Below are 16,061 nucleotides of genomic sequence, written 5' to 3'. Positions count from 1 at the left end.
ATGGAGACAAGCGAAGCCCCGCCAACCCGGCCGAACCCGACACAAGAGGAACCCTATCGATGCATGACGCGCTGTTCCAGCAACTCATCAACTGGCTGACCCTGGGCTGCATCTACAGCCTGCTTGCCCTGGGTTTCAGCCTGTTGTTTGGCGTGCTGCAGGTGATTCACTTTTCCCATGGCGACGTGGCCATGGTCGCCCCCTTCATCGCCCTGGCGGCCGTGCAGGCCCTGGCCGCCGCGCTGGGCGGCTCGGCCCCCTGGCTGGTGCTGGGCCTGGCCTGCCTGGCGGCCATTGCGGCCGTGGGAGGGCTGGGCGTTGCCCTGGACCGGCTGGTGATCAGCCGCTTTCGCAATGCGCCGGCCATGATGCCGCTGGTGGCCACGGTGGCTCTGGGCATCGTGATCCGCGAGCTGATCCGCCACCTGTACCCGCAGGGCAGCAATCCGCACGCGTTCCCGGCGATTGCGCAGGGGGCCGTTCCCACCCCGTTCGGGCCGCTGCCCCTGATCAGCGTGGTCTCGGTGCTGGTGGCGGTGGCGCTGGTGGGCGTGCTGCTGTACGTGCTGCACCACACGCCCATGGGCATGCGCATACGCGCCGTGTCGCAGGACCGCGAAACCGCGCGGCTGTTCTCCATTGCGCCGGGGCCGGTGTTTCGCAACACCTTCTTCATTGCCTCGGCCACCGGCGCGGTGGGCGGCATCTTCCTGGCCAGCTATGCGGGCGTGGTGCGCTTTGACTTCGGCGTGCAGGCAGGGCTGATCGGCTTTTCCGCCGCGGTGGTCGGCGGCCTGGGGCGGCTGGGGGGCGCCATTGTCGGCAGCCTGCTGATTGCGGCCATCGAGACCATCGTGCAGGGCTATGTGCCCAACGGCACCTCGTACCGGCTGGTTTTCGTGTTCGCGCTGGTGATCCTGGTGCTGATCTTTCGCCCCGCCGGCCTGTTCGGCGTTCAGAAAATGGAGAAGGTGTGATGCAGACAACGACGATACAGGCGCCGCCGCAGGCGGCTCCACGGAGTGCGGGCTCTGCCGCCATCGTGCTGGGCGTGGCTCTGGCGGGCGCCGTGCTGCTGCGCCAATTCCTGCTGGCCGAAAGCTGGATCACGGTGCTGGCGCTGCTGGCCTGCTTTGCCGTGGCCCTGGTCGCGGTGCAGAAACGCCCGGTGGTGGAGGACCGCATCGTGGCTGCCTTCGGCCAGTGCAGGCCGCTGGCGGTGGGCACGGGCGTGGTGCTGGCCCTGGTCTTTCCGTGGGTGCTGGGCGGTGACAGCTACGCCATGCACCTGATGATCATCGCCTGCCTGTACGCGGTGCTGGCGCTGGCGCTGAACTTCCAGCTGGGCAGCGCCAACATACCGAACTTCGCCACCGGCGCGTCCTACGGCATCGGCGCCTATGCATCGGCCCTGCTGGCCATCCACTTCGGCGTGAGCTTCTGGATCTGCCTGCTGGTGGCCGCCGCCGTGGCCACGGTCTTCGGCTTTTTGCTGGGCCTGCCGTCCATGCGCACCCGCGACAGCTACCAGGCGCTGGTGACGATTGCCTTCGGCATCGTCGTGCACCAGCTGCTGATGAACCTGGAGTGGACGGGCGGCGCCAACGGCCTGGTGGGCATTCCTTCGCCGACATTGTTCGGGCATTCGTTCAACGACCCCATCACGCTGTGGGGCCACAGCCTGCCGGGCCAGGCCAACTTCTACTACGTGGCCGTCGCCCTGCTGGGGCTGGCCATCGTCTCGGCGCAGCGCCTGCACAGCTCGCGCGTGGGACTGGCCTGGAATGCCCTGCGCGACGACGAGATCGCCGCGCGCGCCTGCGGCATCAACGTCACCTGGTTCAAGGTCAAGGCCTTTGCGGTGGACGCCTTCCTGGCGGGCTTCGCGGGCACGGTGTATGCGTTCTATGTGAGCTTCATCTCGCCGGACAACTTCACCTTCCTGGTGTCGGTGACCATCATGACGCTGGTGATCGCAGGCGGCATGGACAACACGCTGGGCGTGATCGTCGGCGCCTTCCTGCTGACCATGCTGCCGGAGAAGCTGCGGGCGTTTTCCGACTACCGCATCCTGTTCTACGGCCTGGTGGTGATCGCCTTCCTCATCATCCGCCCGCGCGGCATCTTCCCCCAACGGGTGCGCAACCATGAGCATTGATTCCCATCCCACCCACCATGCCGCGCCCGCAGGCCCGCGGGTTTTGGAGGGGCGTGGCCTGACCATGCGCTTTGGCGGCCTGACGGCGGTGCAGGGCGTGGACATCCACCTGGCGGCGGGTGAGGTGCTGGGCATCATCGGGCCCAACGGCGCGGGCAAGTCCACGTTGCTGAACCTGCTGACCGGCATCTACCAGCCCACCGAGGGCGAGGTGCTGCTGCAAGGCCGCTCGCTCAAGGGCATGGCCGCGCACGACATCGCGGGCGCCGGCATTGCGCGCACCTTCCAGACCAGCCGGCTGTTCGGCTCGCTGAGCGTGCTGGACAACGTGATCATCGGCATGCACGCGCGCACCCGCTGCGGCGTGCTCACCGCGCTGTTGCGCCCGGCCGTATCGCGCGCCGAGATGAAGCGCTGCGCCGAGCGCGCCTGCGCGCTGCTGCAAAGCGTGTCCAGCGACCTGCACCAGCGCCGCAACGTGCTGGCCAGCAGCCTGCCGCAGGCCGACCGCCGCCGCCTGGAGATCGCGCGCGCCCTGGCCGCCGAGCCCCGCATCGTGCTGCTGGACGAGCCCTCCAGCGGCATGGACGACCGCGACACCGATGCGCTGATCGCCGACATCCAGCGCCTGCGCGAAGGCAATCCGGCGCTGGGTTTCATCATCATCGAGCACGACATGCGGCTCATCGCCACCTTGCCCCACCGCGTGATGGTGCTGGACTACGGACGCAAGATCGGCGACGACAGCTTCGAGGCCGTGCGCCGGCTGCCGCGCGTGCAGGAAGCCTATCTGGGCAGAAAGGCCAGCCATGCTTGAACTGGACTCCATCAGCACACGCTATGGCGTGGTGAACATGCTCAACCAGGTCTCGCTGCAGGTGCCCGAGCACAGCATCGTCTGCCTGCTGGGCCCCAATGGCGCGGGCAAGACCACCACCTTCAAAGCGATTGCGGGCCTGCTGCCCGTGCACCACGGCGCCATCCGCGTCATGGGCCAGCCGCTGGCGCGCATGCGCACCGAGGACCTGGCCGGGCTTGGCGTGGGCTTCGTGCCCGAAGGGCGGCGCCTGTTTGCCGAGCTGACCGTGCAGGAGAACCTGAAGATCGGCCACGACGCGCTGCGCCCGCAGCAGGGCTTTGCCCAGGCGCTGGAGCGCGTGGTGGCCCTGTTCCCCCGGGTGGGCGAGCGCTTGACGCAGGCGGCCGGAACCCTGTCCGGCGGCGAGCAGGCCATGGTGGCGCTGGGCCGCGTGCTCATGGGCGAGCCGCGTCTGGTGGTGATGGACGAGCCCACGCTGGGCCTGTCGCCCAAGCTCATCGAGGAGTACTTCGAGACGGTGCAGCGCATCCACAGCCAAGGCATCACCGTGCTGCTCATCGAGCAGAACGCCGAGGCAGCGCTGTCCATCGCCCACACGGGCTATCTGCTGCTCAAGGGCCAGCTGGTGGCCTCGGGCACGGCCAGCGAGCTGCTGGCCAACGACGTGGTGAAGCACCTGTACCTGTAGCGCCGCACGGGCGGCCTTCACCTTCTTCCCTTTTTTGTTGCGGACCACACCAAGGCAGTCGGCACCGCGCCGATGCGGGACGGCCTGCGCCTTTTTTTCCTGAGAGACCCACACCATGACAGCTGAAATCCAAACCATCAACACGCTCGTGGTCGGTGCCGGGCAGGCCGGCATTGCGGCCAGCGAACACCTGAGCCAGCTTGGCGTAGAGCACCTGGTGCTGGAGCGCCAGCGCATCGCCCAGGCCTGGCGCACGGGGCGCTGGGACTCGCTGGTGGCCAACGGGCCGGCCTGGCATGACCGCTTTCCGGGCCTGGAGTTCAAGGGCGACCGCGACGGCTTTCCCGGCAAGGACGAGGTGGCCGACTACTTCGAGGACTATGTCTGCCAGATCAAGGCGCCCGTGCGCACCGGCGTGGAGGTCAGGCGGGTCACGCGCAACCAGGGCCGGCCGGGCTTCACGGTGGAAACGTCCGAAGGCGTGATCGAGGCCCGCAACGTGATCGCGGCCACGGGGCCGTTCCAGGTGCCGGTGATCCCGCCGATAGCGCCGGCTGCGCCCGCTGCACCCGCCGATGGCAGCCTGCTGCAGATCCATTCCGCGCACTACCACCGCCCCGCGCAGCTGCCCGAAGGCGCCGTGCTGGTGGTGGGCGCAGGCTCCTCGGGCGTGCAGATTGCCGATGAACTGCAGCGCGCGGGCCGCAAGGTGTTTCTCTCGGTAGGCGCCCATGACCGGCCGCCGCGCGCCTATCGCGGCCGTGATTTCTGCTGGTGGCTGGGCGTGCTGGGCGAATGGGATGCGGCCATTGCCAAGCCCGGCCGCGAGCATGTGACCATTGCCGTCAGCGGCGCGCGCGGCGGCCACACCGTGGACTTTCGCGCGCTGGGCCACCAGGGCATCACCCTGGTGGGGCTGACCGAGTCCTTCGCCGATGGCCGGGTGCGCTTCCGGGACGACCTGGCCGAGAACATCGCCAACGGCGACGCCAACTACCTGGCCATGCTCGATGCGGCCGACGACTACATCCGCCGCAACGGCCTGGACCTGCCCGAGGAGCCCGAGGCGCGCAGGCGCCTGCCCGATCCGGAGTGCGTGACCCATCCGCTGCGCGAACTCGACCTGGCCGCCGCAGGCATCACCTCCATCATCTGGGCCACGGGCTACAGGGTGGATTTCAGCTGGCTGCAGGTGGACAGCTTCGAGCCCGGCGGCAAGCCGCGCCACCACCGCGGCGTGGGCCATGAGCCCGGCATCTACTTCCTGGGCCTGCCCTGGCTGTCGCGCCGTGGCTCGTCCTTCATCTGGGGCGTGTGGCATGACGCCAAGTTCGTGGCCGACCACATCGCCAAGCAGCGCCGCTACAGCGACTACGACGCCGCTGCCCGCAGCAGGTAGCAGGTAGCAGGTAGCGCGCTCTGAGACACCTTCCCATCCACCCCCTGCAGGAGCCAGACCATGCCCACCCATACCCGCATCCGCATGTTCAACACCAAGGACACCTATCCCAACCAGTCGCTGGATAACGACCTGTGCCAGGCCGTGCGCGCCGGCAACACCGTCTATGTGCGCGGCCAGATCGGCACCGATTTCGAGGGCAATCTGGTCGGCCTGGGCGATCCGCAAAAGCAGGCCGAGCAGGCGATGAAGAACGTCAAGCAGCTGCTGGAGGAAGCGGGCAGCGACCTGTCGCACATCGTCAAGACCACCACCTACATCATCGACCCGCGCTACCGCGAGCCCGTCTACCAGGAAGTGGGCAAGTGGCTCAAGGGCGTGTTTCCCATTTCTACGGGGCTGTGCATCTCGGCCCTGGGGCAGCCGCAGTGGCTGATGGAGATCGACGTGATCGCGGTCATCCCCGATGACTGGCAGCCGCCGGCCAGCGCCTGAACGTCGACCACAGCAAGCACCTAGTACAGCCGCATAAGGCAGGAGGCAGAAACCATGACTTTTTCGATTGTGGGGCGCTGCGAGCGCACCGGGCAGCTGGGCGTGGCCATCAGCTCGTCCAGCATTGCGGTGGGCGCGCGCTGCCCCTGGGTGCGCGCGGGCGTGGGCGTGGTGTCCACGCAGAACATCACGCTGCCCGCCCTGGGCCCGCGCGTGCTGGACCTGCTGGAGCAGGGCGCCGACCCCCAGGCCGCGCTGCGCCAGGCGCTGGACGACGGCAGCTGGCCCCAGTACCGCCAGGTCACCGTGGTGGACGCGCAGGGCCGCACCGGCGTCTTCAGCGGCAGCCAGGCCCTGGGCATCTTCACCAGCGCCGTGGGGCGGCAATGCGTGGCGGCCGGCAACCTGCTGGCCAGCGAACGAACCATCGAGGCGATGGTGCCGGCCTTCGAGCGCAGCGCCGACCTGCCGCTGGCCGAGCGCCTGCTGGCCGCCATGCGGGCCGCCATGGCCGCGGGCGGCGAGGCCGGGCCCGTGCATTCGGCCGCGCTCAAGGTGGCGGGCGAGCACAGCTGGCCCATGGCGGACCTGCGCGTGGACTGGTCCGAGCACGATCCCATCGGCGCGCTGCAAGGCCTCTGGGCCGCCTACGCGCCGCAGATGCAGGACTACCAGACGCGCGCCATCCATCCCACGGCCGCGCCCAGCTACGGAGTGCCCGGCGATGAGTGAGGCGGCCGGGTAGCTGACACATCGCCTTGCCCGGGCGTGCGGGCGTGTTGCGGCACTGGCATCGCGCTCACTTGGCGTCCGAAATCACGGGGGTATCGGGCGTCCAGCACGTGGTGCGATTGCGGCCATTGCGCTTGGAGAAGTACATGGCGGCGTCGGCCCGCTCCAGGCAGCGCTCGACCGATGCCTCGCCCTCGTCCATGAGGCATACGCCCAGGCTCACGGTGAAGCGGATCGGGCTGTCCTGGCCCTGTACGGACACGGCCAGCGCCGCCACGGCCTCACGCAGGTTCTCCGCGCGCCGCAGTGCGGTCGTGGCGTCCACGTCCGTCAGCAAGACAGCGAATTCCTCGCCGCCCAGGCGGCCCAGCATGTCGCCCTGGCGCAGCTGCTTGGACACCGCGATCACCAGATGCCTGAGCACCTCGTCGCCCACGCCATGGCCGAAGCTGTCGTTGACGCGCTTGAAATGGTCGATATCCAGCATGATCAGCGCCGACGAATGGCTCAGTCCCAGGCGCAGGTGCTCCAGCTCCGACTCCATGCGCGTGATGAAGGCCCGCCGATTGCTGGCACCCGTGAGCGCATCGGTCAATGCCAGGGCTTCGAGCTGCGTTTCGCGCCTCTTGTAGTCCGTCACGTCGTGGAATACCCAGCAGTAGCCAAGCAGCCGCTCCTGCCTGCGAAGCGGCAGCAGCTCCGTTTCTATATGGCGGCCGTTGGACAGGGCAAAGATCGTTCGTTGCGACAGGGCACCTGCCCCCGGTTGCGGCGCAGGTTGCAAGGCCCTTGCCATGGCCGGGGGCAAATAGGACAGCAATGTCTGCAGGCTTTTCCCCACAAGGCACGCGGCGGACAGCGGCAGCTCGAACAGGTCCACCAGCATTGCGTTGCTTGCCCTGATGCACTGCCCCGCGTCGTCGGTCACCAGGATGCCCGCCGGAAATTTCTCGATGATGGCCTCCAGCCGCTGCTGTACCTCGTGCAATGCGCTCTCTGCCTGATGGCGGGCATCTACGTCGAACAGTGTCCAGATCACATTGCCCTGGGGATCTTCGGGGTCCAGCAGTGCGCCCTGCATGTCGAACCAGCGCATGTGTCCGCCCTTGACCTTCAGTGCCCACTCGGTACGCACCGTGCCCTTCAGGCTCAGGCGCTCATACAGCGATGCGAAGCTGTGGAAGCTGTCGCTGGACGGATGCAGTTGCTGGAATGAGCACTGCGGCTCCAGTGCGCCCGCCGCAAGGCCAAAGCACTCGGCTGCCTGGGCATTGGCGTAGACGATGCTGCGGCGATGGCTGGCGACAAGCACCAGGGCGCTTCCGCGCTCCAGCAGGGCGCCCACCATGTGGGTCTGCTCCACCCGTTCCTGGATATCGGTGTGCATTCCCAGCATGCGCAGTGCCTTGTTGTCGGCATCGCGCAAGGTGACTTCCCCGCGCGATTCGATCCATCGCCAGGAGCCATCGGCCTGCCTTATGCGCATCTCGACACGGAATGGGTCGCCGTGTTCAAGGTGGCGCCTGAGCCGTTCCTGGACGCGAGGCTGGTCCAGTGGGTGCAGCAGATGCATGAAGCCGGCCACGGTGAACGAACCGAGTGCCTGATCCGGCATGCCCAGCATCTGGTAGCAGCGGGCATCCCACAGCACCTGGTCCTGTTCGCGGTCCCACTGCCAAAGTCCGTCACGCACGGCGCCGATGGTCAGCCGCAGACGCTCCTCGCTCTCGTGAAGCGCCTTGCGCAGGCTTTCGTCCTGGGTGACATCGAGGATGTAGCCATGCCAGAGCACGGTTGCGTCGTCAGTGCGTTGCGGGCGTGCATGGCCCTGCAGCCAGCGCACGGAGCCATCGGCGGACTGTACGCGGTACTTGCAGGCCCAGTCCCCCTGGCTGCGCATCGCTTCGTCGATGGACCGCCTGAGCGCCGAGATATCTTCCGGATGAACCCGCTGTGCCAGGTCCTGCAAGGCGGTGTCTGCCGTATCCGGATCGATGCAGTGCATGGCATAAAAGCCGGGGTTGGCAAACGACAGAGCGTAGTGGCCGGCAGGGTCCCAGCTGTACTGGAACAGGCCGCCCGGCACTTCCTGCGACAGGAGATGAAAGCGCTCTTCGGACTGGACCCGCTGGTCCTCCTCCCGCCAGCGCTGGAACGCCAGCCAGGCCGTCAGCATCCCGCCCAGAAAAATCAGCAGCGTGCCTATGCCGTTGCGCCACAGGCTCTGCCGTATGGTCTCGTTGAGCGGGCCGAACACGGCCTCGTGGTCCAGCCCCGTGCTCACCAGTATCGGAAAGCCGCTGACGCGGCTCCAGGCATACATGCGCTGTATTCCGTCGGTGCTCGCCAGCACCTCGTAGGTGCCATGCGTGACATCGGGGGCAAACAGCGCCACCCGCTTCGCGGGCAACTGGCGCCCGAGCACCCGATCCTGGTTCTGCGAGCGCGCAAGATAGGTGCCGTCCTCGCGCAGCAGCAAGATCACGTCGCGCGGGCTGTCGAAGATGGCCTGCAACTGCCGCGACAGGTACTGCGGCGACAGCGACACCACCAGCACGCCCGCAAACGCGCCACGGTGGTGCAGGGCGCGGCTCAGCTGGATACCCCATTGCCCGGAAACCCGTCCCTGTACCGGACGGCCAATGAAGGTTCCCTGCGTCAGGCCCTTCAGATGCGCCTGGAAATGTTCGCGGTCGAAAATGGATACGCCCTGCGCAGGCGGCTCCGAGGCTGCCAGGCTCGAATACACCACCTGGCCCTTCGCATCGGCCACGGCCACCTGGACGATGGTGCCGGGCGGATAGGCCTCCTGGACGCTGGCGACGGCCCGCTCGAACGCCTCGGAGTCACCCGACTCGTAGTCCTGGGCCAGGTCCCGCAGGGAATAGTTCAGGCCCGACAGCATGGTCCCGGCCTGCGCGGAAACCGCCTGGGACATCTGCGAGACGCGCAGCCATGCCTGATCCTGTGTGTAGCGCTGCATGTACTGGTGGCTGGCCAGCAACGCGGCCCAGTACAGCCCCGCTGCGAGCGCCATCAAGCAGACGCCTGCAATGACGGCCAACGATGTTCTTGCGTGCGAGCGCGAGGAAAGGGCGGGACGATGGATAGCGGTGGAACGAGAAGACATGCAACGCAGCGAGACAAGAAAAAAGATCTGCAACGCCAGCTGTCAACCGCAATGGCCCACCGATACAGCGCCCCGCACGCCACAGCGCTCGAGACGCAGGTCCTGCCTGCCGGTGGGCCAGAGCAACCGATATGACTCTGTGAATACGTCGCTCTATAAGCATGCTAACTCAGATAGGGGCCCGCGCGATAGCCAGCAAGTCAGGGCAGCAGCCGGCGCGCAGCCTATCTGCGCATCCCGGATGTCTGGGGTGTCTTGGGTGTCTTGGGCGCCCCGGTCCTGGCAGCGTCCTGGACCTGCCCGGGCTGCGCCTGTGGAAACACCCGCGCGCACAGGAAGTCCACCAGTGCCCGCAGCTTGGGCGAGGGGTGCTTGCTGGCGGGCCACAGCACATGGAAGACATTGGTGTGCTCCATCCAGTCCGCCAGCACGGGCTGCAGCCGGCCGTCGGTCAGCGGCTCGCGGATGGAGAACTCCGGCAGGTAGGCGATGCCCAGGCCCTGCAGCGCAAAGCACAGCCGGGTTTCGATGTTGTTGCAGATCATGGAGGTGGGCAGCTGCAGCTCGGGCGCGCCCGCTGCGCGCCGCAGCACCCAGGGCTCCAGCTTGCCGCTGTGGGGGTAGCGGTAGTGCAGGCAGCTGTGCTGCAGCAGATCCTCGGGCACCCGGGGCGTGCCGCGCTGCGCCAGGTAGCCGGGCGAGGCCACCAGCAGGTATCGGAAGTCGCCCAGCCGGCGCGCGGACAGGCGTGAGTCGGCGGGCGCGCCCGTGCGCACCACGGCGTCGAAGCCGTCCTCGATCACATCGACCAGCTGGTCGGTGAAGTCCAGGTCCAGTTCGATCTCGGGATAGGCGCGCATGAACTCGCCCAGCACCGGCAGCACCAGCGAACTGACCAGGGGCAGGCTGACCCGCAGCCGGCCGCGCGGCGCGGTGCTGGCCTGCGACAGCTCCAGCTGCGCGGCCTCGATCTCGGCCAGGATGCGCCGGCTGCGCTCCAGGAACAGCGCGCCCTCGGCCGTCAGCGTGATGCTGCGCGTGCTGCGGTGGAACAGGCGCACGCCCAGCCGGTCCTCCAGCCTTGCCACGCTCTTGCCGATGGCCGATGCCGATACGCCCAGCAGCCGGCCGGCCGCCACGAAACTGCGGGTCTCGGCGACCTGCACGAACACCACGAAACCGTTCAGGCTGTCCAAACACCGCTCCTTCATTGCGGACATCCAGTTCCGCACAAACCGGAAATCTACCCCACTTTTTCTTTAATCGCGGGCTTTCTATCGTCGGAACCCTGTTCATTTGATCCCGGGAATTCCCATGACGATTGCCCTTTCTGCAGCGCCTTCAGCACCTGCGGCACCCGCTGCGCTGCCTGCGACCCTGTTGTCCTCGCCCCTGTCCGACCGCATCCAGGCCGTGATCCGGCAGGCGATTGAGGCGCAGCGCCTGGTCGGCGCCGTGGTGCTGGTGGCGCGTGGCGGCGCGCTGGTCCACCGCCAGGCCGCGGGCTGGGCCGACCGCGAGCGCGGGCTGCCCATGGCCGTGGATGCGGTGTTTCGCCTGGCCTCGGCGAGCAAGCCCATTGTTTCGGCGGCGGCTCTGGTGCTGGTGGCGCGGGGACTGCTGGCGCTGGACGAGGGGGTGGAGCGCTGGCTGCCCCGGTTCCGCCCCCGGCTGGCCGATGGCCGGCCCGCCCGCATCACCGTGCGGCAGCTTCTCAGCCACACGGCGGGGCTGGGCTACCGCTTCTTCGAGGCCGATGCACAAGGCCCCTATGCGCGCGCTGGCGTATCGGACGGCATGGACCGTCAGGCCATCGACCTGGCAGAGAACCTGGAGCGCATCGCCGGCGTGCCGCTGCTGTACGCGCCGGGCACGGCCTGGGGCTACTCGCTGGCCACCGATGTGCTGGGCGCCCTCATTGAACAGGTGCACGGCAGGCCGCTGGACCAGGCCGTGCGCGAGCTGGTGACCGGGCCGCTGGGCATGACCGATACCGGCTTTGCCGTCACCGATGCGCTGGCCGCGCAGCGCGTGGCCACGGCCTATGTCAGCGATGTGCCGCAGCCCCATCCGCTGGCCGAGGGCGAGACCGTGTCGCCCTTCGAGGGGAGCATCGGCATTGCCTTCAGCCCTTCGCGCATCTTTGACACGCAGGCCTTTGCCTCCGGCGGCGCCGGCATGGCGGGGACGGCGGGCGATTTCCTGCGGCTGCTGGAAGCCCTGCGCCAGGGCGGCAACACCCTGCTGCCCGACGCCCTGATCGCCGAGATGGCGCGGGACCAGACCGGCGGGCTGGCCCTGCCCAATGCGCCGGGCTTCGGCTTTGGCCTGGGCTTTTCCGTGCTGCGCGATGCGTCGCAGGCGGCATCGCCGGAGTCGGTGGGCACCTGGCGCTGGGGCGGGGCCTACGGGCATTCCTGGTTCGTGGACCGGGCGCAGGAGCTCAGTGTCGTGGCCTTCACCAACACCTTGTACGAGGGCATGTCGGGGCGCTTCGTCAACGATTTGCGCGACGCGGTCTACGGGGTTTGTGAGGTCCACGGGGTTTCGGGAGAGCTGCAATGAACGGAGCAAGCCAGGACCGCCTGCCCGTTGCCTCCCTGCTGGCGCTGGCCATGGCAGCCTTCATCACCATATTGACCGAGGCGCTGCCGGCGGGCCTGCTGCCGCAGATGGCCCAGGGCCTGGCCGTGACCGAGGCCTGGGTAGGCCAGACCGTCACCCTCTACGCCATAGGCTCCCTGGTGGCCGCCATACCGCTGACGGCCGCCACGCAGGGCATGCGCCGCCGCCCCCTGCTGCTGGCGGCGATCGCGGGCTTTGTCGTCGCCAACACGGTCACGGCCTTGTCCACGCACTTTGCGCTGACCCTGGTGGCGCGCTTTCTGGCGGGGGTCTCGGCCGGGCTGCTTTGGGCGCTGCTGGCCGGCTACGCGGCACGCATGGTGCCCGGCCATCTCAAGGGCCGCGCCATCGCCATTGCCATGGTGGGCACGCCGCTGGCGCTGTCGCTGGGTGTGCCGGCCGGCACCGTGCTGGGCCAGTGGGTGGGCTGGCGGCTGTGCTTCGGCCTCATGAGCGTGCTGGCGCTGGCGCTCATGGTCTGGGTGCGCGCCCGCCTGCCCGACTTTGCGGGGCAAGCGGCAGGCAGCCACCTGCCGCTGCGGCGCGTGTTCACCCTGGCGGGCGTGCGCCCCGTGCTGTTCGTGGTGCTGGCCTTCGTGCTGGCGCACAACATTCTCTACACCTACATCGCGCCCTTCCTGGCGGTGGCGGGCATGGCCGCGCGCACGGACCTGGTGCTGCTGGTGTTCGGCGCCACCTCCGTGCTGGGCATCTGGATCACCGGCGTGCTGATCGACCGCCACCTGCGTGCGCTCACGCTGGCCAGCATTGCGCTGTTCGCCTTGTCCACGCTGATGCTGGGCGTGGCCGCAGATGCGCCGGCCCTGGTGTATGCGGCGGTGGCCGTCTGGGGCCTGGCCTTTGGCGGTGCCGCCACGCTGCTGCAGACCGCCATTGCCCACACGGCGGGCGAGGCCGCCGACGTGGCGCAGTCCATGCTGGTCACGGCCTGGAACATGGCGATTGCCGGCGGCGGCATCGTGGGCGGCCTGCTGCTGGCGCGCATGGGCGTGGGCGCCTTCACGCCCGTGCTGCTGGCGCTGCTGGGCGCATCGCTGGCCGTGGTGTGGGCGGCCAGGCGGCATGGGTTTCCTGCGGTGTGCAGGTAGGGCAGACCGGTCATCCGAGTTTCAGTGCCGAGGGCCGCGTGAGGATCTCGGGCCGCAGGATGGTGTCCAGCTGCGTTTTGCTCAGCAGGCCCCGGGCCAGCACGATGTCGTAGACGCTGCCGCCGCTGGCATGGGCTTGCTGGGCCACGGAAGTGGCGTTGGCGTAGCCGATGTAGGGGTTGAGCGCGGTCACGATGCCGATGGAGTTCTCCACCGCCGCGCGCAGGTGTTCGCGGTTGGCGGTGATGCCCTGCACGCAGCGCTCGGCCAGTGTCAGGCAGCCGTTGCGCAGGTGGCTCACGCTTTTGAAGATGCTGTGGGCGATGATGGGCTCGAAGGCATTGAGCTGCAGCTGCCCGGCCTCGGCCGCGAAGCTGACGGTGATGTCGTTGCCGATGACCTCGAAGGCGATCTGGTTCACCACCTCGGGGATCACGGGGTTGACCTTGCCCGGCATGATGCTCGATCCCGCCTGCATGGCCGGCAGGTTGATCTCGCCCAAGCCTGCACGCGGGCCGCTGGACAGCAGCCGCAGGTCGTTGCAGGTCTTGGACAGCTTGACGGCCACGCGCTTGAGCACGCCCGACAGCTGCACGAAGGCGCCGCAGTCCTGGGTGGCCTCGATCAGGTTGGGCGCGGTCTGCAGCGCAATGCCGGTGATCTCCTGCAGGTGCTTGAGCACCAGGGGCGCGTAGTCGGGATGGGCGGTGATGCCGGTGCCTATGGCGGTGGCGCCCATGTTGATCTCGCAGATCAGCAGCACGGCCTCGCGCAGCCGCGCCTGGTCCTCTTCGATCATCACGGCATAGGTGCTGAATTCCTGGCCCAGCGTCATGGGCACGGCATCCTGCAGCTGGGTGCGGCCCATTTTCAGCACATCCCGGAACTCCTCGGCCTTTTGCGCGAAGGCCAGGCGCAGCGTGTCCATGGCGTCGATCAGCCCGTGGATGCCGAACCAGGTGGCGATCTTGAGCGCGGTGGGGTAGACGTCGTTGGTGCTCTGGCCGATGTTCACCTGCTCGTTGGGATGCAGGTACCGGTACTCGCCCTTGTGGTGGCCCAGCAGCTCCAGCGCGCGGTTGGCGATGACCTCGTTGGCGTTCATGTTGGTCGAGGTGCCGGCGCCGCCCTGGATCACGTCCACCACGAACTGCTCGTGCAGCCGTCCGCCCTGCACCTCCTGGCAGGCGCTCACGATGGCATCGCAGCGCCGCTGGTCCAGCAGGCCCAGTTCATGGTTGGTCAGCGCCGCCGCCTGCTTGATGCTGGCCAGGGCGCGGATCAGTTCGGGGTAGATGGAGATGGGCGTGCCGGTGATGCCGAAGTTCTCCCGGGCGCGCAGGGTGTGCACGCCGTAGTAGGCGTCGGCGGGAACCTCGCGGTCCCCGAGCAGGTCGTGTTCAATGCGGACGGATGGATCGGTGCTCATGCTTGTGTCTCCAGTTATTCGGACTTGACGATCAACGGACCCAGGCCTTCCTGAACGGCCTGCTCCTGCTCCACGCGGCCGGGCTTCGGGCGGCCCCAGTGGAGCTTTTGCGCCAGCATGCCCAGGGCGACCAATGCACCGCCCAGCACGCTGGTGTAGAGCACTTCCTTGCGGTAGGTGCCCTCGGCCACCATGACCACCATGGAGGCGACGATGAAGAAGATGGTGGCGTAGGTCAGCGCCGGGAAGCACCACATCTTCAGGCGGATGGGCGTGCCGCTGGCTTCGAGCTTGCGGCGCATGTGCAACTGCGACACGGCGATGCACAGGTACACCAGCAGCGCGATGGAGCCGGTCGCGGCCATGAGCACATCGAACACGTCCATCTGGCCGGTGGCGGTGAGGGCGACCGTCAGCAGGGCCAGGGCGCTGGAGGCGATGACGGCCATGTAGGGCGCGCTGGTGCCGCGGCCCAGGGTCGTGAACACGCGGGGGGCGTCGCCGCGGCGCGCCAGCGAGAACAGCATGCGGCTGGAGGTGTAGAGCGCCGAGTTGAAGCAACTGCACACGGAAGTCAGCACCACGAAGTTGACGATCTGGCCGGCGAAGGGAATGCCCAGGTGCTTGAGCGCGACGGCATAGGTGCCTTCGGTGGAGAGGATCAGGCCCGGGGTGTCGTACGGAATCAGGCAGACCACGATGAAGATGGAGCCCACGTAGAACAGCGAAATGCGCCAGACCACGGACCGGGTGGTCCGCACGATTTCCTTGCCCGGGTCCTGGGATTCGGCCGCCGCCACGGTGACGATCTCGGCCCCGATGAAGGCGAACATCGCGCCCAGCAGCGCCACCACCACGGCGCCGGGGCCGTTGGGCATGAAGCCCTTGCTGGTCAGGTACGCCATGCCTGCGACATCGCCCGCAGGCCAGAGCCTGGCGATGGCCAGCGCTCCGATGGCGATGAACAGCACAATGGCCACGACCTTGATCAGAGCGAACCAGAACTCGAACTCGCCATAGTTGTGCACCGGCAAGAAGTTGACGGCCATCAGGCCGAAGACCACCACCAGCATGTAGCCCCAGATGGGAACGGCCGGCATCCAGGCGTTGAGGATGGCCCCGGCCACATAGGCCTCCCAGCCCATCAGCAGTGTCCAGAAGCACCAGTACAGCCAGCCGATCGTGAAGCCGGCCCAGCGCCCGATGGCGCGGTCTGCGTAGGTGGAGAACGAGCCGCTGTCAGGCTGCGCCACGGCCATCTCGCCCAGCATGCGCATGACCAGCACCACCAGGATGCCCCCGCCCATGTACGCCAGGATGGCTGCGGGGCCGGCACTGGCAATCACCTTGCCGGAGCCGACGAACAGCGCACCGCCGATCACCCCCGCAATGGATAGCATGGTGAGGTGCCGCGGCTTCAGCCCACCTTCGAGTTGCTGACTCATTTCATGTCTCCTTGTGTTTGCTGTTGCAAAG

Annotated in this window: 13 protein-coding genes; 9 read left to right on the top strand and 4 right to left on the bottom strand. The window is 67.8% G+C overall.

What is annotated here, in order from left to right; translation table 11 throughout:
* The first annotated feature begins 59 nt into the window (after positions 1-59).
* The 7 genes from KDK82_RS13350 (at position 60) to KDK82_RS13320 (ending at position 6,292) form a co-directional block, all read left to right on the top strand.
* Positions 60-977, top strand: coding sequence for a branched-chain amino acid ABC transporter permease (locus KDK82_RS13350; protein ID WP_088165170.1), 918 nt, complete (start codon positions 60-62; stop codon positions 975-977).
* Positions 977-2,158 carry a branched-chain amino acid ABC transporter permease gene (locus KDK82_RS13345; RefSeq protein ID WP_016452302.1) on the top strand — a complete coding sequence of 394 codons (1,182 nt, stop codon included), beginning with the start codon at positions 977-979 and terminating at the stop codon, positions 2,156-2,158. The genes KDK82_RS13350 and KDK82_RS13345 overlap by 1 nt, the downstream gene beginning before the upstream one ends.
* On the top strand, positions 2,148-2,975 hold the full coding sequence (locus tag KDK82_RS13340; protein WP_088165169.1) for an ABC transporter ATP-binding protein: 828 nt from the start codon (positions 2,148-2,150) through the stop codon (positions 2,973-2,975). Before KDK82_RS13345 ends, KDK82_RS13340 begins: the two co-directional genes overlap by 11 nt.
* Positions 2,968-3,666: an ABC transporter ATP-binding protein gene (locus tag KDK82_RS13335; RefSeq protein ID WP_013802990.1), complete on the top strand. Its 699-nt coding sequence runs from the start codon at positions 2,968-2,970 to the stop codon at positions 3,664-3,666. The genes KDK82_RS13340 and KDK82_RS13335 overlap by 8 nt, the downstream gene beginning before the upstream one ends.
* A gap of 115 nt (positions 3,667-3,781) precedes the next feature.
* Positions 3,782-5,065 (top strand): NAD(P)/FAD-dependent oxidoreductase, encoded by a 1,284-nt coding sequence (locus tag KDK82_RS13330; protein WP_088165168.1) that lies wholly within the window; start codon positions 3,782-3,784, stop codon positions 5,063-5,065.
* A gap of 60 nt (positions 5,066-5,125) precedes the next feature.
* Entirely contained in the window at positions 5,126-5,560 is a 435-nt protein-coding gene (locus KDK82_RS13325; RefSeq protein WP_013802988.1) for a RidA family protein, read from the top strand.
* A 54-nt stretch (positions 5,561-5,614) separates the two neighbouring features.
* Positions 5,615-6,292, top strand: coding sequence for a DUF1028 domain-containing protein (locus KDK82_RS13320; RefSeq protein WP_088165167.1), 678 nt, complete (start codon positions 5,615-5,617; stop codon positions 6,290-6,292).
* A 67-nt stretch (positions 6,293-6,359) separates the two neighbouring features.
* Here KDK82_RS13320 and KDK82_RS13315 read toward each other — a convergent pair whose 3' ends face one another.
* On the bottom strand, positions 6,360-9,329 hold the full coding sequence (locus tag KDK82_RS13315; RefSeq protein WP_088165527.1) for a diguanylate cyclase: 2,970 nt from the start codon (positions 9,327-9,329) through the stop codon (positions 6,360-6,362).
* 317 nt (positions 9,330-9,646) lie between these two features.
* A complete protein-coding gene (locus KDK82_RS13310; RefSeq protein ID WP_088165526.1) occupies positions 9,647-10,618 on the bottom strand; it encodes a LysR family transcriptional regulator in 972 nt (323 codons plus the stop codon).
* Between the two features lie 118 nt (positions 10,619-10,736).
* Here KDK82_RS13310 and KDK82_RS13305 point away from each other — a divergent pair, with 118 nt between their 5' ends.
* Together KDK82_RS13305 and KDK82_RS13300 are read left to right on the top strand one after the other, a co-directional pair.
* A complete protein-coding gene (locus tag KDK82_RS13305) occupies positions 10,737-11,987 on the top strand; it encodes a serine hydrolase (RefSeq protein WP_088165166.1) in 1,251 nt (416 codons plus the stop codon).
* Positions 11,984-13,156 (top strand): MFS transporter, encoded by a 1,173-nt coding sequence (locus KDK82_RS13300; protein WP_088165165.1) that lies wholly within the window; start codon positions 11,984-11,986, stop codon positions 13,154-13,156. The genes KDK82_RS13305 and KDK82_RS13300 overlap by 4 nt, the downstream gene beginning before the upstream one ends.
* Before the next feature lie 10 nt (positions 13,157-13,166).
* Here KDK82_RS13300 and aspA read toward each other — a convergent pair whose 3' ends face one another.
* Positions 13,167-14,585 carry an aspartate ammonia-lyase gene (aspA, locus tag KDK82_RS13295; protein WP_088165164.1) on the bottom strand — a complete coding sequence of 473 codons (1,419 nt, stop codon included), beginning with the start codon at positions 14,583-14,585 and terminating at the stop codon, positions 13,167-13,169.
* Positions 14,586-14,599: 14 nt separating this feature from the next.
* Positions 14,600-16,030 carry an amino acid permease gene (locus KDK82_RS13290; protein ID WP_179217903.1) on the bottom strand — a complete coding sequence of 477 codons (1,431 nt, stop codon included), beginning with the start codon at positions 16,028-16,030 and terminating at the stop codon, positions 14,600-14,602.
* Between the last annotated feature and the right edge of the window lie 31 nt (positions 16,031-16,061).

It is taken from the genome of Delftia sp. K82 (genome assembly GCF_002193035.1).
GTDB classification, from domain to species: domain Bacteria; phylum Pseudomonadota; class Gammaproteobacteria; order Burkholderiales; family Burkholderiaceae_C; genus Comamonas; species Comamonas acidovorans.
This window is presented reverse-complemented; position numbering and strand designations above follow the sequence as displayed.

Coding starts and splice junctions, on each gene's coding strand:
- KDK82_RS13345 (WP_016452302.1), top strand. CDS start 977: ATGCAGACAACGACGATACAGGCGCCGCCGCAGGCGGCTCCACGGAGT.
- KDK82_RS13305 (WP_088165166.1), top strand. CDS start 10,737: ATGACGATTGCCCTTTCTGCAGCGCCTTCAGCACCTGCGGCACCCGCT.
- KDK82_RS13340 (WP_088165169.1), top strand. CDS start 2,148: ATGAGCATTGATTCCCATCCCACCCACCATGCCGCGCCCGCAGGCCCG.
- KDK82_RS13315 (WP_088165527.1), bottom strand. CDS start 9,329: ATGGCGCTCGCAGCGGGGCTGTACTGGGCCGCGTTGCTGGCCAGCCAC.
- KDK82_RS13290 (WP_179217903.1), bottom strand. CDS start 16,030: ATGAGTCAGCAACTCGAAGGTGGGCTGAAGCCGCGGCACCTCACCATG.
- KDK82_RS13330 (WP_088165168.1), top strand. CDS start 3,782: ATGACAGCTGAAATCCAAACCATCAACACGCTCGTGGTCGGTGCCGGG.
- aspA (WP_088165164.1), bottom strand. CDS start 14,585: ATGAGCACCGATCCATCCGTCCGCATTGAACACGACCTGCTCGGGGAC.
- KDK82_RS13350 (WP_088165170.1), top strand. CDS start 60: ATGCATGACGCGCTGTTCCAGCAACTCATCAACTGGCTGACCCTGGGC.
- KDK82_RS13320 (WP_088165167.1), top strand. CDS start 5,615: ATGACTTTTTCGATTGTGGGGCGCTGCGAGCGCACCGGGCAGCTGGGC.
- KDK82_RS13325 (WP_013802988.1), top strand. CDS start 5,126: ATGCCCACCCATACCCGCATCCGCATGTTCAACACCAAGGACACCTAT.
- KDK82_RS13300 (WP_088165165.1), top strand. CDS start 11,984: ATGAACGGAGCAAGCCAGGACCGCCTGCCCGTTGCCTCCCTGCTGGCG.
- KDK82_RS13335 (WP_013802990.1), top strand. CDS start 2,968: ATGCTTGAACTGGACTCCATCAGCACACGCTATGGCGTGGTGAACATG.